The sequence below is a fragment of the Eubacterium sp. SB2 genome, assembly GCF_001244405.1.
Classification (GTDB): domain Bacteria; phylum Bacillota; class Clostridia; order Lachnospirales; family Lachnospiraceae; genus Faecalicatena; species Faecalicatena contortus_B.
This window is the reverse complement of sequence record NZ_LN865152.1, coordinates 655,646-674,927: the sequence shown is the minus strand read 5'-3', so window position 1 is coordinate 674,927 and position 19,282 is coordinate 655,646. Positions and strand designations below refer to the sequence as shown.

Below are 19,282 nucleotides of genomic sequence, written 5' to 3'. Positions count from 1 at the left end.
CAGTTTTGTAAGAATTTCTTTTTTATTTGTAGGATGTATGTAAGCACGCCCTGATAAAATCAGAATGAACAGGAAAGGAGTGTTTAGGATGAAGATTTTAGACATACAGCATGTAGATAAGGTATATGGCTCCCGGGATATCCCGGTCCGGGCGCTGTCCGACGTGAGTTTCTCCGCGGAGCAGGGCGAGTTTGCGGCAATTGTGGGGGCAAGCGGGAGCGGGAAAAGCACCCTGCTGAATCTGATCGGGGGGCTCGATATACCTACGAAGGGGAACGTGATCATACGGGACCACGATATAGCAGAGCTGAAGCGGAAAGAGCTGACGATTTTCCGGCGCCGCAATATCGGCTTCGTTTTCCAGAATTACAGCCTGATGCCAGTGCTTAACGTATACGATAATGTGGCTCTTCCGGCCACTTTCGACAAAGGAAAATATATGGATCACGCTTATATAGAGGATCTGCTGAAAGAGCTGGGACTTTGGGAGAAGAGAAAGAGCTACCCAAATGAACTGTCCGGCGGTCAGCAGCAGCGGGCGGCCCTTGCCAGGGCGCTGGCGAATAAACCAGCCATCATACTGGCGGATGAACCCACCGGTAATCTGGATTCCCGCACGGCCATCGAAGTGATGGGGCTTTTAAAGTCCAGCAGCAAAAAGTATAACCAGACAATTTTAATGGTGACACACAACGAAGCGCTTGCTCAGACCTGTGACAGGCTGATACGCATCGAGGACGGGCGGCTGTATGACGGCGAAAGAGAATTTTACGCAAAAGGCGGTGAGAAGCATTGAAAAACACCATCCGGCTGGCTTTTGCCTATTTAAAATATTACAAAAAACAGACGCTGTCCCTGTTTCTGGGGATTCTTCTTTCTGCGTCCATACTTACCGGTATAGGCTCTCTGATGGGGAGCGGAAGAAACGCTACTCTTGAAAATGCCAGAGGAAAGGCAGGAGACTGGCATTATTATGTGCGCTGCGATTTCCCCTGGTTCACGGATTTTCAGGGGCATACCGAGGGAAAGGGATACAAAGTAGAGAAGTTTGGGGTTCTGACGATCCGGAAAGTCATGGAAGAGCCCTACGAGATTACCATGGCATATGCAGACTCAGGTTATCTGGATATCATGGGCCGCAGGCTGGAGCAGGGACACTATCCACAGCAGAAAAATGAAGTGGCAATGGATACCTACACGCTCAGAAATCTGGATATTCCGGCGGAGATCGGAAGCCGGGTGAAGCTGGACAATGAGGAATTCACCCTGTGCGGAATCATTTCCAGCATGCCGGATGCGGACAGTATGCAGGTGTTGGTTGACCAGGATCTGGATTACGGGACAAACGGTGCGTTTCTTTATATGAAGTTTGATGAGTCCCGCAAGGTGTATAAGCAAGCGGCAAGACTGGCAGATACATTTGGGATTGAAAAATCCGGTTTGAAAAGAAATAATCAAATGCTCAAATATCTGGGCGGAGAGGGCGGCACGTCTGTGCTGAATACGATTAAGACGGGCATCACGGTGAAGGGCACCGGTCTGCCTTATATCTGGTACATGCTGAATGAAAACTGGAATCTTACCGAAAAGGTAGTTATGGCCGCACTGGGGCTGTTCAGTATTTTCATCATGTACAGCCTGTTCCAGGTATCCGTTATCCGGAGAATGTCCCAGTATAGCATTCTGCAGACCGTGGGAATGGGGGAGAAAAGTACCTTTGGCATTCTTGCGGCAGAATTATTTATGATTTTTCTGCCCGGGTACCCGTTGGGCTGTATCCTGGGAAATGCTGCCGCCTCACTGATCTATAAAGCCCAGGGGCAGATTTTCGTGTATCCGGAAGACTTTATTGTACACCAGAGCGGGGATACCAGGCAGACAGCCGTGAGCCTGCCTGCCCCCGGCAGATTTTATATATCTAAAGATGTCATTGTGGGAGGGGCGGTATTCTTCCTTGTTCTGATCTTTCTGATTAGCTTCATACTGGTGCGCAGAATGCACAAATTGACGCTCAGGGAGCTGCTTGCCAAAGAAGGCGGGAAGAAAAGAAAGAACCGGAAAATATACAGCATAAAGCTTTCAAATCTCACGGGGGTTCTGACAAAAAAGTTTATGTTTGCAAGAAAAGGAGCGTTTCTGGGAATTTTGCTCTCTCTGTCCGTAGGAGGCCTGCTTTTTCTGGGGGCGGCATACGTGTCTGAAAATACCAGAATTAATAATGAACTGACCTTCAAGGCTGATGACGGCTTGGGTTCAGATATCCAGATCTATGTAGATTCGGATGCACTGGAGACGGTCATCCCCGAGCGGACGGTTCAGGAGCTGAGAGAGATACAGGGAATCAAAAGCATGAACGCGGTCAGATATATGCTGGGGGAAGTATCATTCCTAGACGGGACATTTAAATGGAATTCCTATTATCCTGAAATTGCGAACAGTGGGGATATTAAACCAGATCCGGTACTGATGGAGAAGTACAATGGCGTAGCTGTGCAGATCGGAGAGAAGGATTATCTGCTGAAAGCAAATATATACGGGTATGACGATGAGCTGCTTCAAGGCCTGAACGAGTATCTTCTGGAGGGAGAAATTGATCCGGACAGGATGCGCGCAGAGAACAGTATGATCTTCAAGACCATCATGGACGGGCAGGGAAATTATGACGGGATCGAGATCAAGGCAGGCGATAACATCACTCTGAAAACGCCTGCAAGCCCAGAAGCCGCCCGAGAGGTGCTGCGTTTTGAATCAGAGGAGATCCGGTACAGACATTCAGACTTCCAGGCAGCCGCAGTAGCAAGCCGGCCTCTGGCGAAGGTGGATACATTTATAGGGGATGACGGCAGGGACCGGGTTGATATCATCATGACAAATGAGCAGATGAAGAAGAATTTTGGAGTCAGCGGTTACCGGACAATCAGCATCAGCCTGAAAGAAGGGGCAGACGCCTCGAAAGTATCCGATGAGATACGCAAGACAGTGTCAGGAGTCAAGAAATGTGTTGTAAAAGATTATACGGAGCAGATCAAACAAGAGAATCAGTACCTTGCCCGGAAAATGCTGTTTTTCTATGGTGTGGGAGCGATTCTCCTGGCAATCAGTTTTCTCCATATCCTGAACAGCATGCAATATCTGGTGGCTGCAAGAAAGCACGAATTCGGCATCCTGCGGGCCATGGGTATCACCGATGCAGGATTCCGGAAAATGCTGGTGAAAGAGGGTGTGAGATACGGTCTGTATTCCAGCCTTGTCATGGTGGTGATGTACCTGATCTTACAGAAAATCCTGTATTACTTCATGGTTCATGTGTATCTGTACCTGCATCCCAAGGCGGGCATGTCCCCACTGCCTGTTCTGCTGATGGCAGCGGTAAATATCCTGATCTGTATCGTAGCAGTACTCATCTCGGGACAATCCGTACTAAAAGAACAGATCATCAAATCAATTGCATAGTCAACGAGCTTTAGACTCGGTGACGGATGGGGGACGACAAGCGGACTGTAAGCGGCAAGCCCTCCGGCCTGTATGGTCGGTTTAAAATCCTGAGCGCTTAACGAAGAAGCTCTAAGAGAGCCAGAGGCACCCGGAAGGGCACATCCGGCATGCGCTGAAAAAATTGATATTTTTTCAGCACAGGCCGGATTGAAAATTGATTTCGGAGAATCAATTTTCATCCCTTCCGGATGCCTCTGGCTCTCTAAGAGCTTCTAATCGTCCGCTATAAGGCGTTTTAAACCGACCATACAGGCCGGAGGGCTTGCCGCTTACAGTCCGCTTGTCTGGCTCATCCGACCGGTTGGAAAAGACTCGTTCCCTAGTGGGGGTCTAAACGGGGGAGGCGGATGGGATTGGATGTGTGTAATGTGCATCTTGTTTAAATGTTTTTAATTGTTTAGGTATTATATTATGAGGGGGGGAATTTTATTAGGGAATGTCATCCTGAATAGTCATACGAATCCGTTCATGCAGATGAACGCTCCGTGTAGTCAATTCACATCCGCTGCCCCCGTCAGGGATCCAAACCGGTGAACGGGCCCTTTCCTACCGGTCGGATGAGCCAGCTTTATGACAGGGATACCGGGGAGGGACCGGGGCTGTATATGCCGGTGCGAAATGCTAGAGTGCGCTTACTGCCCCTTGGGCAACCGCTGCCGGATAGGCGGGGAAAAATTTGATCACCAAATCAAATTTTTACTGAACCCAGCGCGGGAAATCATCAGATTTCCCGTGATGTGTTCAGTGTACCCGTCTATCCGGCAGCGGTTGTCCTAGGAGCAGTTAGCAGCACGGGTGCATATCGCACCGGCATATACAGCCCCGGTCCCTCCCCGGTATCCCTGTCATTAAGCGTCCCCCATCCGTGGCCGCGACTAAAGCGCGTCCACTAAATCCCTTTACTTTGGGGAAATTAGTCGTATAATTATGGGTGAAATATTTTTGTTGCATTGGGAGGTCAGACAGATGATGAAGTTAAAAGCAAAGCAGCAGATGTCGGAATCGATGTCTCTGGCGGTGTTACTTACGCTGGCGGGGGGATTTCAGGATGCGTATTCCTATAACTGCAGGGGCAGGGTGTTTGCCAATGCCCAGACAGGGAATATTGTATTGCTTGGGCAGAACCTGGCTCAGGGGAACTGGGGGACGGCGCTGCATTATCTGATGCCTCTGGCTGCATTTGTCGGCGGGGTGTATGTGACGGAATGGGTGCATCATTTATATAAAGATTATCAGAGAATACACTGGCGGCAGATTGTCCTTGTTGTGGAAGTGGTTTTGCTTGCCGTGGTGGGGCTTCTGCCTCATACTTTTGATGTATTGGCTAATGTGCTGATGTCTTTTGCCTGTGCCATGCAGGTGAACAGTTTTCGTAAATTTAGGGGGATTCCCTGTGCTACTACAATGTGCATCGGCAATATGAGAAGTGCCACGGAAATGCTTTGTAAATATCATATTACAAAGGATAAGGCGCTGAAAAAGAAAAGTCTGCATTATTATTTTGTGATATTGATCTTTGCGGTTGGGGCCGCGGTCGGGGCGGTTATGAGCAGGGCTATTGGGCTGCAGTCTATATGGATAGCCGGGGCGCTGCTGGCGGGGGGATTTGTACTTATGTTTGTCAGGGAAGAATGAGAGTGAACCGCTTGTTTGGCGGGGAGGCGTACGTGAATTTCGGCATAAAAGACAGGGGACAACGGCAAACGTCTCCTGTCTTAATTATGCGCTTTTATTTCCCTGTGTGCCTACATCTTTTTAGAATCGAATTTTATAATGTGCGAGCCAATAGTTGACCTGGAGCATGTAGGCCAGCATCTGCGGACCGGCCATGAGCTGCCCGTACCAGGGCTTCCCATAGTCGGACGGGCTGTTTACAAATGCGTGGACTTTCTTGGTATCCAGCAGGCTGTGGATTGGCGCATTGGGATCGGTCAGGACTTCTTTCAGCTGGCCGCCAAGCATTTTTTCGTATGCGGGGTCGTATGTTTTCGGGTAGGGGCTCTTTTTCCTCCAGAGGATTTCGCTGGGGAGAAGCCCTTCTCCTGCGTGCCGGAGCAGACCTTTTACAATGCCGTCGGGGCATTTCATCTGCCAGGGTACATTGAAAATATACTCTACGATCCTGTGATCCGCCAGGGGAACCCTTGCCTCCAGACCGCTGTACATGCTGGTGCGGTCCATCCGGTCGAGCAGTGTTACCATGAACCACCGCAGATTGAGCCAGGCGATCTCGCGGCGTCTTTTTTCTTCAGGGGTGTCCCCGGGGAGGCGTGGTGTTTCTTGTATTGTTTTCTCGTATGCTTCCCGGGCATATTCTTCCATGCGCAAATCCCGGATCAGGCAGTCATCCAAAAGTGTCTGTCTTGGCTCCATGCTCCGGGACCAGGGGAAGGCAGCGGTTTCAAAGGCTTCCCGGCTGTGGAACCAGGGATAGCCGCCGAAGATTTCGTCCGCGCATTCACCGGTCAGGGTGACTTTGTTGTAGTCCTTCACCTGGGAACAGAAGTACAGCATGGAGGATTCCACATCCGCCATACAGGGAAGATCCCTTGCATCTACAGCTTTATACAGGCAGTCCAGCTGATCCTGATTGGAGCATTCCAGGTACCGGTGGTTCGTACCGGCATATTCCACCATTTTATCAACGTAGGGCCGGTCCTGGCTGGGTTGGAAGGAATTGGAACGAAAGTAGCGGTTATTATCCACAAAGTCAAAGGAAAAGGTATTTAATACTTTCCCCTGTTTTTTCAGCTCCCTGGCACAAATAGAGGTCACAAGGCTGCTGTCTACGCCGCCGGACAGGAAGGTGCTGATTGGGATGTCGGAAAGCATCTGTTTTTTGACCGCATCCTCCACAAGCCACGCGGTCTTCTCGATCGTTTTTTCCATGGAATCTTCATGGGGACGGCTCTCCAGCATCCAATAGAAATCCTCCGTACAAGAGGTCCGGTCAAATGTGATGCACTGGCCCGGCAGAACTTCCAGGATGTCTTTGAAAACGCCCTTGCCGTATGTTTTGGCAGGCCCCAGGGCAAAGATTTCACAGAGCCCGGCGCGATCCAATACCGGGGTCACTCCGGGATAGGCAAACAGCCCTTTGATTTCCGAGGAAAATACAAGGGTTTCCCCGGCCATGGTGTAAAATAGCGGTTTGATGCCCAGCCTGTCACGGAACAGACAGAGTTCACCGGGAACCGAATCCCACAATGCAATAGCGAAGATACCGTTCAGTTTTTTGATATAATCTCTTCCATGGAGCATATACCCTGTCAGGATGACTTCTGTGTCGCTGGACGTGCAGAAATCAGCTCCCTCCAGGATCAGTTCCGCTTTCAGCTCCGCCATATTGTAAATTTCACCGTTAAATACAATCGCACATTCACGGTTCTGTGACCTGCGGATCATGGGCTGATGCCCCGTTGCCAGGTCGATGATCTCGAGCCTTACATGTGCCAGCCCGCACAGAGAGCTCAGATAAGTACCCTCATCATCGGGCCCCCTGCGTTTCTGCGCGCGGTTCATATCCTCCAGAATATGCTGCCACTTTGGTTCATTCGTTTTGTAATCCATGTAAGGGTTAAAAAATCCGGCAATTCCACACATTTTTTCTTCTCCTTTTTCATATAAATGTCATATCTTCTTCCAGTCTTTTCAGAATTATGACGAGGCGCCTTAGGCTTAAAGGATGACAGGCTGATACTGCCGTCCTTCCAAAGCGGCTTCCAGTGCAGGAATCAGAAGCTCGGTGTGTGCAATCATGGAGTTGGGCTTTTTCTGTGGATTATCCTGGCCAAATGGGATGAAATAGATATTTTTGGCGTTTAGTAACAGGCCGATATTTTTCATATTCATGCCAAGGGCATCGTTGGTAGAAATGGAGATGAGAAGCGGTTTGTTATTTCTGAGGTGGGCCTTTGCCGCCATCAGGGCTGGTGTATCGGTGATGCCGTTCGCCAGCTTGGCAATCGTGTTGCCGGTGCAGGGGAAGAGCACGAGGATATCCAGCAGACTGCCGGGACCGATCGGCTCTGCTTCGGATATGGTCATCATGGGGCGGACACCCGTGATGTCCTCGGCTTTTTTCAGAAACGTTTCCGCACTGCCAAAGCGGCTGTCAATGGTGCCGGAAGCGTCTGAGAAAATAGTTTGGACCAGAGCTCCTTCGTCTACAAGATTTTGGATTCCTTCAAATGCTTTTTCATAGGTACAGAAGGAGCCCGTCAGGGCCACTCCAATTGTTTTTCCTTCTAAAGACATATTTGATCACTCCTTATGAATTTGAGACGTATTCATTACTAAGCGCGGCCCCCAGGCCGTGAATAGTAACACGTATTCTCCTGAGAGAGCAGGGATTCGATGGTTTCCTTTACCGCCTTCGCTGAGGAGGAAGGGGCATATTTCCCGGGCAGTCCCAGGCACAGAGCGGCCGTGATTCCCAGCCTCTGCGCCTCTGCAAAGTCGACTCCGCCGGGGGCAGACGCAATATCTATGATCGTGGCGGAACTTTTTACATTTTCCAGTACTTCCGCCGTTACAATCAAAGCGGGAACTGTGTTGAAAATAAAATCAAAGTTCCCGATGTGTTTTAAAAGAGCATCCAGGGGCATCGAAGTATCGGCGGCAACAGCAGCCTGTGCGCATTCCTGTTCATCAATAGAAAAGACAAAGACGCGGCAGCACAGGGCTTTTAAATATTGGACAAGTGTACGGCCGCATTTTCCATATCCAAGGACTGCACAACTGCTCTGGCGGAGATTCTGCGGGCTTCTGGAAATCGCCTCGCACAAAGCGCCCTCCGCTGTGGCTATCGTGTTGTAGTAAGCAAGGGAACTGTGTTCCATCAGATCATGAACAGAAACGCCCTTTTCCAGCGCCGCATTTTTAAAAGATTCCGGAATACAGCCGGAAAAGAAATGGCAGCCGGAGTTCAGAGAAGAGAGCAGTGCATCCAGATGCAGGCAGCCTTCCGGTGCATTCTGGCTGATATCACGCCCGTTTTTACTGAGCGGAATGGGACCAATGACGCAGCGGGAACCGGCACAGGCCTCCCGAAGATCGGAAACTGCGTTTACAACGGAGGCATCGGAGCACCTGCGCTCGTCGGGCGCAGCCATGAGGGCATAGCAGCATACACGGTTCTGATGGTGGGCCAGTTCTTCCGCCAGATATACCTGCCGCATATCGCCTCCAATGACCGCATAATCGTATTGGGGATATTCCATTGTGAAACTCCTGACAAAATACAATTTTAATTATTATATGCAGAGAGAAAAATATGTGTTATTTCTATTTCTTAGATGGAAATTAAAGACGGGTTCAGTTATAATAAAAAAGTATGGGGCCGTTGGATAAATCTTTGGCCTTCTAAGATATGAGCGGGATGCGCATACAGAGCGGACACTGAATCATAGTTTGTGCGCATGGCTCATCGAAAAATCAGAAAGAAAAAATGTACGAATATATTATGAACCTAAATACATGGGGAATCAGTTTTGGGTTCATGGTATACCCAAGGGCATCCCGTAATGCATGCCCTTCGGGCGGGTCTGCAGCATAGCTGCAGATTAAAGTATACCCAAAGGGCACCCCGTAACACATGCCCTGCGGGCGGGTCCGCAGTTAAACTGCGGAATAATGTATAAGAAAGAGAGGAAAACAAATGAAACAGGACATGATTGTTATTCTGGATCTGGGAAGTACCAACAATACCGTGCTTGCCCGTCAAATCCGCAGCCTTGGCGTATACAGTGAGATTCACCCTCACGACATCACCGCGGACGAGCTGAATGCACTGGACAATGTAAAAGGAATTATATTAAACGGCGGTGAGAACCGCGTTGTCGACGGACAGGCAGTTGACGTCAGCCCGGCATTATACGAGTGCGGATATCCGGTGATTTCCGTAGACCATCCGACCGCAAAATGTGAGAAGCAGTATGAGCAGCTTCCGGATGACGAGACCATGAAGGAATTTATCTTCGGCCAGTGCAAAGCAGAGGCAAACTGGAATATGAAGAACTTTATTGAGGATCAGGTGGAGCTTGTGAAGCGCCAGGTCGGGGATAAGAAAGTTCTCCTTGCGCTTTCAGGCGGTGTTGACTCTTCTGTAGTAGCGGCGCTTTTGATCAAAGCGATCGGGCAGCAGCTGGTATGCGTGCATGTAAACCATGGACTGATGCGGAAAAATGAGTCTGAGAGTGTTGTGGAAGTCTTCCAAAATCAGCTTCATGCGAACCTGATCTATGTGGATGCAACGGACCGGTTCCTGGATAAGCTGGCAGGAGTCGCAGATCCGGAGACAAAGAGAAAGATTATTGGCGGGGAATTCATCCGCGTATTTGAGGAAGAAGCACGGAAACTGGATGGGATTGAGTTCCTGGGACAGGGCACAATCTACCCGGATATTATTGAGAGCGGTACCAAGACTGCTAAGATGGTAAAATCTCATCACAATGTGGGCGGACTGCCGGAGGACCTGCAGTTTGCGCTTGTCGAGCCTCTGAAACAGCTGTTTAAAGATGAAGTGCGCGCATGCGGTATTGAACTGGGACTGCCGGAGAGTATGGTATACCGCCAGCCATTCCCGGGGCCGGGACTTGGCGTGAGGTGTCTGGGCGCTATTACGAGGGACCGGCTGGAGGCTGTCAGGGAGTCGGATGCTATTCTGAGGGAAGAGTTTGAGAAGGCCGGATTGGATAAGAAGGTTTGGCAGTATTTTACGGTTGTACCGGATTTTAAATCTGTGGGGATGAAGAACCATGAGAGATGCTTTGAGTATATGGTTATACTGAGGGCTATTAATACGATTGATGCTATGACGGCTACGATTGAGAAGGTAGACTGGGATGTGCTGGAGAAGATAACCGAGAGGATATTGGGCGAGGTGGAGAATGTGAATCGGGTTTGCTACGATATGTCTCCTAAGCCGCCGGCTACGATTGAGTTCGAGTAGGCAGGCAGTGAGCCGTGCAAGGATAAAGGCTGAAACAGCCGCAGAAGAGCATTTATGTTCTTCTGCGGCTGTTTTTGACTTTAGACTTATAGGGCGAAAACCCATCAGCGAGATGAAGCGGCAGCGGAATCAGGCTGGGGCACAGCGGAGATAAAGTGGGAGATGTTTTTTTGAAATAAGAGGAGCTGGCTGAGTGACAGGTTATTATAAGTTTCTATACATTATGAACAAAAAAGCATTGAAAAATATATGGATTATATCCTATTGTCATTACAAAATAAGTATGCTATCCTTTTATTAAGATAAATTTATAACAAAGTTCTGATATACAGAACGATAGCAAGAAGGGATTATAAATGGCTGAAAATGAAATAAAAGTTAAGTCTCTAAAAAAAGCATTGGATGTTCTGAACTGTTTCCTGGTAAAACCAACTTGGGGAGTTACAGAAATAAGTGAAAGGCTAGGATTATATAAAAGTAATGTATATGACATTCTTACAACACTTAAGGTAATGGGGTATCTGGAAAAGGATGAGGAGACAGAGAGATATAAGCTTGGAATGCAGGTGTTTGCATTGAGCAGAGCTATGGGGGATACATTTTCCATTATTAAGATAGCTATGCCATACATGCAAGAGCTGGCTAATATCACAGATGAAAGAGTTTATCTGGCAATACCGCATGATAGAGAAGTTGTATATTTGGAAGCTACATATCCGGCAGAATCAGTCAATCTGATGAGATCTATTTTGGGAGAGAGGGCTGAAATGCATTGTACCGGTATCGGAAAAGCAATGTTAGCGAATCTTTCTGAGGAAGAGATTAATAGATATATGGAAAAAGATCTTACAGTTTATACAGATCATACAATTACGGATGTGTCAAAGCTTAAAAGAGAACTTGAGGTAACAAGACAGCGGGGGTATGCGATTGACAACATGGAACATGAGTTTGGCGTAAAGTGTGTTGCAATGCCGATCTTTGATAAAGCTCATAAATTGTATGCGGCAATTAGCGTCAGTGGCCTGGCTGCTAATTTTACAGAAGACCAGATAATAGAATGGGCACTACTGATAAAAAAGTATGTCGCAAAGATTGAGAATAGGTTGTAAAAGAAAAATATCATGGTTGAATAAATAGTGTGAACGTATTTTATAACGTTCACATTAAAAAAAAGGATATATCAGAACAGTGTTCTGCATTACAGAACGAAAGGAGGAGAAACAATGAAACTGATAATGAAAAAATGTCCAACAGCTATGTGCCATGCATCAACCATATTGAAACTGGATCAGGACAAATTTATTGTAGCATGGTTCGGCGGTACAAAAGAGGGCATGGAAGATGTAGCGATTTGGATTGCTCGAGGCAATGAAAAGCATTTTGAAGAGCCTGTAATTCTTGCACAGTCAAATGAAGCACATTGGAATCCGGTTTTATTTCGCATCGATGAAAAGAAAATCATAATTTTCTATAAGGTCGGAAATGAAATCGGCAGCTGGAGAACGATGTATCGTATTTCAGAAGACAATGGCGAATCCTTTGGAGAAGAAGAAGAGTTGGTAAAAGGAGATCTCGGAGGAAGGGGACCTGTCAGAAACAAACCAATTCGATTGAAAAGTGGGAGAATATTAGCTCCTGGATCTACCGAACAGGGAATATGGAAAGCATTTGTTGATTATTCAGACGATGAAGGAAAAACCTGGAGAAAATCACAAGAAGTAGAAATAAAACGGCTGGCATACAAAGAAGGAGAGAGAACTGTTGCAAAAGAGAAAAGTTCTATTCCGGTAAGTGAACAGTCATTTTACGGAAGAGGAGTGATTCAGCCCACTCTTTGGGAAACTAAACCGAATCAGGTTCATATGCTTCTGCGAAGCACGGAAGGGAAAATATACCGCAGTGATTCAGAAGACGGAGGAGAGACATGGACAGAAGCATATGCAACAGAATTGCCTAATAATAACAGTGGGATTGATATGATTCAGACAGAAGACGGAAGAGAATTCCTTGTGTATAATCCAGTGGGAGTTAACTGGGGAGAAAGAACACCTATATCACTTGCTGTCTCAAGTGACAATGGCGAAACCTGGAAGAAGATTAAGGATCTAAGTACAGGGGATGGGGAATTCGCTTATCCGGCGATCATTCAGGATGAAGAATTTCTGTATATTACATACACTTACAAAAGGGAAAATATAGCCTTTTGCAAAATAAAGAAATAAAAAGGAAAGTGAGGAAGAAGCGAAATGGAAAAAGAATTTCCAGGGGGATCATGGCCAGTTATGCTGACACCTTATACTGACAAAAATGAAATTGATTATGATGCCCTGAAGGAACTGGTAGACTGGTACATTGAAAATGGAGTATCAGGAATGTTTGCCGTATGCCAGTCAAGTGAAATGTTCTGTCTGTCATTAGAAGAACGTGTAAAATATGCAGCAAAAACAGTGGAGTATGCAGCGGGAAGGGTTCCGGTTATCGCATCCGGTCATGTCTCAGATAATCTGGAAGATCAGATCAAAGAACTGAATGAGATTGCAAAAACAGGGGTGGATGCGGTAATACTAATTACAAACCGACTCGCAAAAGAAGGCGAAGACGATGCAGTATGGATTGAAAATTGTAAAAAAATATTAGATAACCTAGGATACGAAATCCCACTCGGTTTTTATGAGTGCCCGTATCCGTATAAAAGATTGATGTCACCAGAAACAATTTCATGGTGCGCGTCTACCGGGAGATTTTATTTTTTGAAAGATACCTGCTGTGATATCGATCAGATTAAAGAGAAACTAAAGATTATAAAGGGAACAAATCTAAAATTGTATAATGCAAATACAACCACCCTATTGGAATCATTGAAAGAAGGAGCTGCTGGATTCAGCGGTGTAATGGCTAACTTCCATCCGCAGATTTATACATGGCTGTGTGAACATTATACAGAGGAAAAAGCCGGAGAAGTCTCCGACTTTCTGACAATAGCATCTCTGATTGAAAGGCAGTATTATCCGGTAAATGCGAAATATTATCTTTCGGAAATAGAGGGGCTTCATATCACAACCAACAGTAGAGTAAAAGAAAAAGAAGGACTGACAAATACGTACAAAGAAGAAGTACAAGCACTTAACCGGTTAGAAAAAAGAATAAATGAAATAGTATCAGAGTAGAGGAGGAAAAACAAATGAAGTGTAAAAAATTAGCGGTATTAATCATGGCAGGTGTATTAGCTGTATCGGCATTAGTGGGATGTTCCAGCGGAGGTTCTGAAAAAGGTTCTGCAGATGATTATCCAAGCAAAGATATTTCAGTAATTATCCCGAAAGCTGCAGGCGGGGGAACCGACACAGCGGCAAGAGGGTTGATGCAGTATATGAAAGAAAATCTGGAAGGTTCTAATTTTGTGGCAACAAACAAACCGGATGGCGGTGGTGTGACAGGAATGGTGGAGACATCAGCAGCAAAGGCAGACGGATACACGCTTGGAATGGTTACAGTAGAACTTTCTATGTTCCCATGGCAGGACAAATGTCAGGTTACACCGGAAGATTACGCAGCAATCTGTGCTCCGATTGCTGCGCCGGCGGCATTGATTGTACCGGCAGATTCTCCATATGATACAGTTGATGATTTTGTAGCTTATTGTAGAGAAAATCCTGGATCAGTAGAGGTGGGAAACTCTGGTATGGGAGCAATCTGGCACGTAGCAGCAGTAAGTTTTGAAAATGAATTTGATGTTAAGTTAAAACATATACCATATCCGAACGGTTCTGCTGATATTGCAGCAGCTCTGACAGGCGGGCATATTGATGCAACAATCGCTGATCCGTCAAGTTATAAATCTCAGGTAGACGCAGGAGAAATGAAGATTCTTGGTATTATGTCAGAAGAACGCTCCACCATTTATCCAGATGTTTTGACATTTAAAGAGATGGGACATGATATGGTTATCCGTGCATGGGCAAGCCTTGTTGCACCAAAAGATACACCAGAAGATATTCTGACAAAATTAAGAGATGCCGCAAAAACGACATGCGAAAGTGATGAATTTGTAGAATATTTCGAAAAGCAGGGAATTGATCCACAGTGCATTATCGGTGAGGACTGCCAGAAAATGATGGAAGATGACTTTGCAATGTATGAAGATCTGTTAAAAGATATAGAAGTGGAATAGTACAACAATGGGAAAAGGAAAAATTTCCTTTTCCCAAATAATAGGAGGCAGAATAATATGGGAAACATGAAGAAAGCAAATTACATAATTTCTGCAATCATGTTTTTAGTGGGATTAGGAATTGTGGTGATGTCATCATCATTAAAGATTCAAATTGGCGATGGCGATCCGGGAGCAGGATTCTGGCCAATGCTTCTTGGAGCTTTGATTATCATTTTCGCAGTGGGACTGGCAATCTCAACATTGAAGAATAAAAAAATGCTGGAAGAAAAAACATTTACGATATCAACTCCGGCAAATATGAGGGTATATATTTTATTTGGGGTTATCGTTTTGTTTTGTGTAATTCTGTATTTCCTTGGGTTTTATATCGGAGCATTACTGTTTATACCGGCGGTTATGTATTTGCTGGAAGTAAGAAGTGTTAAAAAAATTGTATTGACAACTGTGATTACGCTGGCTGCGGTATATGTACTATTTGGTGTGTTGCTGAATATTTCTCTGCCGGACCCGATATTTATGAGATAGGAGGTGGAAAGAATGGCAGATATAATGACAGCACTTGGTAATGTATTTACAGTGACAAATCTGCTGGGTTTGGTTTTTGGAACAGGGGCAGGTATTCTGATCGGGGCCATGCCGGGACTCTCTGTTAATATGGGAATTGCTCTGTTGTTTCCTCTTACATTTGCATTCCAGGGTGTAGGCGGTATTCTAATGTTGCTTGGAATATATTGTGGTGCGATATATGGCGGATCTATTTCAGCGATTCTTTTAAAGACACCGGGGACACCGGCATCTGTTGCTACAACACTGGATGGATATCCCATGGCCACAAAGTTAAAACAACCAGGAAGAGCTTTGGGCTTGTCAACTTTTGGCTCAACGTTTGGCGGAGTATTCAGTGCAATCTGTTTGATCATCTTTTCACCATTACTTGCATCGGTTGCTTTGAAATTTTCTAAACCTGAATACTTTGCACTTGCAATATTTGGACTCAGTATCATTACAAGTGTATCATCAGGTTCCATAGCAAAAGGGCTGCTTGGAGGATTTATCGGATTATTTATTGCAACAATTGGGATCGATAATCTCAGTGGTTCTATGCGTTTTACATTTGGTTCTACTTATTTACTTGGAGGAATTTCATTTGTTCCGATACTGATCGGATTATTTGCGTTTTCTCAGGTACTTCAAAGTGTTGAAGACTGTTACAAAGAAAAGCATACAAAGACGGATGTAAAGATTAAAAGAGTATTTCCAACATGGGCGGATATCAGACGTGTATTTGTTACGCTTCTTCGTTCTTCTATATTTGGAACATTTATTGGTTGCATTCCGGGAACAGGCGGAGATATTGCTTCTTTTGTATCATACGATCAGGCAAAGAGATGGTCAAAATATAAGAACAACTTTGGAAATGGAGAGCCGGAAGGTATCGTTGCACCTGAGGCAGGAAATAATGCTGTATCAGGTGGAGCGATGATTCCAATGCTGACACTTGGAATTCCAGGAGACGGAGCAACAGCAATTATGCTTGGAGCGCTGATGGTTCAGGGAATGCAGCCCGGGCCGTTATTATTCAAAGAACAGGCAAGCTCAGTTTATGCGATTTTCATAGGACTGCTGCTTGCGAATGTTGTAATGGGAATTATGGGATTTTCCATGATTCGTGTATTTGTAAAAGTTGTAAATATACCCAAAGAAATTCTTCTTCCGGTCATCTTTACACTTACATTTGTCGGGGCGTATGCTTATAACAATTCTATAATAGATGTGTTTGTAATGGTTGGATTTGGAATCCTTGGATATTTTATGAATAAGACTGAGTTCTCAATGTCGGCGATTGTTATCGGTATCATATTAGGTGCACTTGCGGAAACTAATTTCCGGGGAGCGCTTACAATGAGTGATGGAAAATTCTCCATTTTCTTTACACATCCAATCTGTGCAGTATTTTTAGCTTTGGCAGTTATTTCCCTCTTTTCACCGATACTTGGTCCTGCTGTGAAGAAAATGTTTGGAAAGAAGAAGTAAACGAAGCTGGAGATAGATAAAAATGATTTTTGATAAATTAGAAAATCTGAAGACTTATGGAGATATAAAGCCGTATGCAGAGCAGATAGTATCCTTTATCGAACAAGTCCAACAAAAAGGAATTGCGGAAGGACGGTACGCGTTAGATGGAGACAAGCTATTTGCAATCGTGCAGAGTTACGAAACAAAAGACCGGGGAGCCGGAAGAATGGAAGCACATCGAAAATACGCTGATCTGCAGTATATCGTTGATGGAGAAGAACGAATCTATGTGGATTTTGCGGACGAACTGGAAACGGAAGAGGATAGAACACCTAAAGAAGATATTATTTTTTATAAAAAGAGAAAAAATTATGGTTATCATATTCTTAATAAGGGGAAATTTGGGTATTATGCACCACAGGATGCCCATATGCCGTGCATAAAGAATGAAGAAAAAGGGCCAGTAAAAAAGATTGTTTTTAAAATAGCAATGGCAGGTAGTCTATAAGATTACCTGCTATTTTTGTAATGTACATAGCAAATAAAGTAATGGGGGCGGGCATCTGGCTTCTCACCACTGGCGATTTTAAATAAGCCAGATGCCGTAACTATGCGCGGCCCATAGGCCGTGAATAGTAACTTATTGTACTAAAAAATGGGGTTCGTGCTTGTTGCGTAACAACAATTGCGTTACAATCAAACAAAGGAGATGAAAGCATATGGAAAAATCAGCAACATTGAATTTAAGAGTGAATCCAAGTGTAAAACAACGTGCCGAAGATGTGCTGTCACGTTTAGGAATCCCAATGTCAACAGCGATAGATATGTAATTGAATCAAATTGCACTGACAGGTAGTCTGGGAGATTACCTGTTGTATTTTTGATTTAAAATTGATGATGTTGTTTTATGGAAGATTCAGATAGAAATTGCTGTTAACTATTTTGTATGTTATAAAAATTGATCCGCAACAGGAATTATGAAAGGACAGATTATGGGAAAAATAATCTTAATTATAGAAGACGACAAGGGCCTGAACCAAGGCGTGGCACTGGCTTTAAGGAAACCTGACTGGAAGTTTTTGCAAGCCTTTTCTTTGAAGGAAGGCATGGAATACTGGGAGACAGCAGAAGTGGACATGGTGCTTTTGGACATTAATCTGCCAGATGGCAGCGGATATGATTTTCTTGGGCATGTGCGTACGACTTCCAGCGTTCCGGTTATCATGCTCACTGCCAACGATATGGAGATCGATGAGGTCAGGGGAATCGAGATGGGGGCCGACGATTATATTACGAAACCGTTCAGCCTGATGGTTTTAAGGGCCAGAGTGGAGCGCCTGTTTGCGCGCCTGGAAAATGATACGGGAAGCAGATACGAAAAAGGCGGTTATTCCTTCGCGTTCGACAGGCAGGTGTTTGAAGTTTTGGGGAATCCGATCGAGCTGAGCCGTACGGAGCAGAAGCTTCTCCGCATGTTTATATCGCACCCGGGACAGACATTGACAAGGGAAATATTGAATGAGGGAATCTGGCAGGAGGGATCTGATTATATTGATGAGAACGCCCTGTCGGTTGCCGTGGGCAGGCTGAGGAAAAAGCTGAAGCGCAAAGAGAAGGAAAGCCCGATCAGGACTGTCTATGGAATCGGGTATGTGTGGGAAAAAGGAGAATAGATGATGGGCATATTGAAAACGAATCAAACGATGAAACGTTTGGAACAGATGCTTGATGAGGCCATGGAAGGTACATTTCAGGAAGTCAATTATGACGAGACAGAGCTTTCAAGGCTGGAATCCAGATGGAAACAGTATCTTTCCACCTCGAAGCTGTCAGTTGAGGCGGCACGCAAAGAGAGAGCGGACATCAAGTCCATTCTCTCAGATATTTCACATCAGACAAAAACACCACTTGCTAATATCATTCTATACAGCGAACTTTTAAAAGAACAGCCGCTAACCGAGGAGGGGGAGGTGATTGCAGAGCAGCTTCATGTACAGGCGGAAAAGCTGGAATTCCTGATTAAAGCACTGGTGAAGATGTCCAGGCTAGAGAGTGATATTCTGGAAGTTGTTCCGGTGAAACAACCGCTCAGGCCTTTGGTTGAGAATGCTATAAGGGATGCAAAAGCCCATGCACAGGAAAAGTCCGTCACAATCCTGGAACCAGATTTTGACAGCATTGAAGCGGTCTTTGATTTGAAGTGGACGGAAGAAGCGCTTTTTAATATTCTGGACAATGGGATAAAATACTCGCCCAATGGCAGCACATTAACAGTATCTGTAATCGAATACCCAATGTATGTGTGCATCAGAACAGCCGATGAAGGTCCTGGTATCCCGGAGGAGGAAAGAAGCAGGATATTCAGCCGTTTCTATAGGGGGGCAGGCAACCAGCAGGAGGAAGGCGTCGGCATCGGCCTTTACCTGGCCAGGGAAATCGTTAGAAAAAATGACGGATATATCAAAGTAGGGCCCGGCACAGAGAAGGGATCGGTTTTTGAAATTTATCTGGGGAAGGGAGTCTGATTCTTGTGAAATTCTATCACAACTGTTAGGATTCAGACAGAATGTAGTTAGGATTGCCCTGTAATATTGAAGATACGAAAGGAGATTGCATTTCGGTGCAATCTTTTCATATCAATA

16 protein-coding genes and 1 pseudogene are annotated in these 19,282 nt (G+C 45.5%); 14 read left to right on the top strand and 3 right to left on the bottom strand.

Features of this window, described 5'->3' with window-relative positions; translation table 11 throughout:
* Nucleotides 1-88: 88 nt before the first annotated feature.
* The 3 genes from BN1938_RS10520 to BN1938_RS10510 all read left to right on the top strand — a co-directional run bounded on the left by BN1938_RS10520 (nucleotide 89) and on the right by BN1938_RS10510 (nucleotide 5,130).
* The gene (locus BN1938_RS10520) at nucleotides 89-796 is read left to right on the top strand and encodes an ABC transporter ATP-binding protein (RefSeq protein WP_050640542.1); all 708 of its coding nucleotides are present in this window, start codon (nucleotides 89-91) and stop codon (nucleotides 794-796) included.
* Nucleotides 793-3,453, top strand: a complete 2,661-nt coding sequence (locus BN1938_RS10515) for an FtsX-like permease family protein (protein ID WP_050640541.1) — start codon at nucleotides 793-795, stop codon at nucleotides 3,451-3,453. Before BN1938_RS10520 ends, BN1938_RS10515 begins: the two co-directional genes overlap by 4 nt.
* Nucleotides 3,454-4,461: 1,008 nt before the next feature.
* Nucleotides 4,462-5,130: a YoaK family protein gene (locus tag BN1938_RS10510; protein ID WP_050640540.1), complete on the top strand. Its 669-nt coding sequence runs from the start codon at nucleotides 4,462-4,464 to the stop codon at nucleotides 5,128-5,130.
* 120 nt (nucleotides 5,131-5,250) lie between these two features.
* Here the strand turns inward: BN1938_RS10510 and asnB are convergent, their stop codons facing one another.
* The 3 genes from asnB to BN1938_RS10495 form a co-directional block, all read right to left on the bottom strand.
* Entirely contained in the window at nucleotides 5,251-7,098 is a 1,848-nt protein-coding gene (gene asnB / locus BN1938_RS10505) for an asparagine synthase (glutamine-hydrolyzing) (RefSeq protein WP_050640539.1), read from the bottom strand.
* A gap of 75 nt (nucleotides 7,099-7,173) precedes the next feature.
* The gene (locus tag BN1938_RS10500) at nucleotides 7,174-7,752 is read right to left on the bottom strand and encodes a dipicolinate synthase subunit B (RefSeq protein ID WP_050640538.1); all 579 of its coding nucleotides are present in this window, start codon (nucleotides 7,750-7,752) and stop codon (nucleotides 7,174-7,176) included.
* A 38-nt stretch (nucleotides 7,753-7,790) separates the two neighbouring features.
* Nucleotides 7,791-8,717, bottom strand: a complete 927-nt coding sequence (locus tag BN1938_RS10495; RefSeq protein WP_050640537.1) for a dipicolinate synthase subunit DpsA — start codon at nucleotides 8,715-8,717, stop codon at nucleotides 7,791-7,793.
* A 437-nt stretch (nucleotides 8,718-9,154) separates the two neighbouring features.
* On the opposite strand from BN1938_RS10495, the gene guaA reads away from it, so the two are divergent.
* From guaA to BN1938_RS10445, 11 genes and pseudogenes are all read left to right on the top strand, one after another.
* The gene (guaA, locus tag BN1938_RS10490; protein WP_050640536.1) at nucleotides 9,155-10,447 is read left to right on the top strand and encodes a glutamine-hydrolyzing GMP synthase; all 1,293 of its coding nucleotides are present in this window, start codon (nucleotides 9,155-9,157) and stop codon (nucleotides 10,445-10,447) included.
* Nucleotides 10,448-10,803: 356 nt separating this feature from the next.
* Complete coding sequence (locus BN1938_RS10485) at nucleotides 10,804-11,559, top strand: IclR family transcriptional regulator (protein ID WP_050640535.1); 756 nt, start codon at nucleotides 10,804-10,806, stop codon at nucleotides 11,557-11,559.
* A gap of 114 nt (nucleotides 11,560-11,673) precedes the next feature.
* Nucleotides 11,674-12,672, top strand: coding sequence for a sialidase family protein (locus BN1938_RS10480; RefSeq protein WP_050640534.1), 999 nt, complete (start codon nucleotides 11,674-11,676; stop codon nucleotides 12,670-12,672).
* A gap of 24 nt (nucleotides 12,673-12,696) precedes the next feature.
* Nucleotides 12,697-13,617 (top strand): dihydrodipicolinate synthase family protein, encoded by a 921-nt coding sequence (locus tag BN1938_RS10475; protein ID WP_050640533.1) that lies wholly within the window; start codon nucleotides 12,697-12,699, stop codon nucleotides 13,615-13,617.
* 14 nt (nucleotides 13,618-13,631) lie between these two features.
* On the top strand, nucleotides 13,632-14,621 hold the full coding sequence (locus tag BN1938_RS10470; RefSeq protein ID WP_050640532.1) for a Bug family tripartite tricarboxylate transporter substrate binding protein: 990 nt from the start codon (nucleotides 13,632-13,634) through the stop codon (nucleotides 14,619-14,621).
* Between the two features lie 57 nt (nucleotides 14,622-14,678).
* Complete coding sequence (locus BN1938_RS10465) at nucleotides 14,679-15,149, top strand: tripartite tricarboxylate transporter TctB family protein (protein WP_050640531.1); 471 nt, start codon at nucleotides 14,679-14,681, stop codon at nucleotides 15,147-15,149.
* A 12-nt stretch (nucleotides 15,150-15,161) separates the two neighbouring features.
* A complete protein-coding gene (locus tag BN1938_RS10460; protein ID WP_050640530.1) occupies nucleotides 15,162-16,658 on the top strand; it encodes a tripartite tricarboxylate transporter permease in 1,497 nt (498 codons plus the stop codon).
* Between the two features lie 22 nt (nucleotides 16,659-16,680).
* Nucleotides 16,681-17,148 (top strand): NanQ anomerase/TabA/YiaL family protein, encoded by a 468-nt coding sequence (locus BN1938_RS10455; RefSeq protein ID WP_050640529.1) that lies wholly within the window; start codon nucleotides 16,681-16,683, stop codon nucleotides 17,146-17,148.
* A gap of 211 nt (nucleotides 17,149-17,359) precedes the next feature.
* Nucleotides 17,360-17,467: pseudogene (locus tag BN1938_RS23075) on the top strand (type II toxin-antitoxin system antitoxin, RelB/DinJ family); the annotation flags it as partial.
* 165 nt (nucleotides 17,468-17,632) lie between these two features.
* Nucleotides 17,633-18,313, top strand: coding sequence for a response regulator transcription factor (locus BN1938_RS10450; protein WP_050640868.1), 681 nt, complete (start codon nucleotides 17,633-17,635; stop codon nucleotides 18,311-18,313).
* A gap of 3 nt (nucleotides 18,314-18,316) precedes the next feature.
* Complete coding sequence (locus BN1938_RS10445) at nucleotides 18,317-19,165, top strand: sensor histidine kinase (protein WP_050640867.1); 849 nt, start codon at nucleotides 18,317-18,319, stop codon at nucleotides 19,163-19,165.
* Nucleotides 19,166-19,282: the final 117 nt, after the last annotated feature.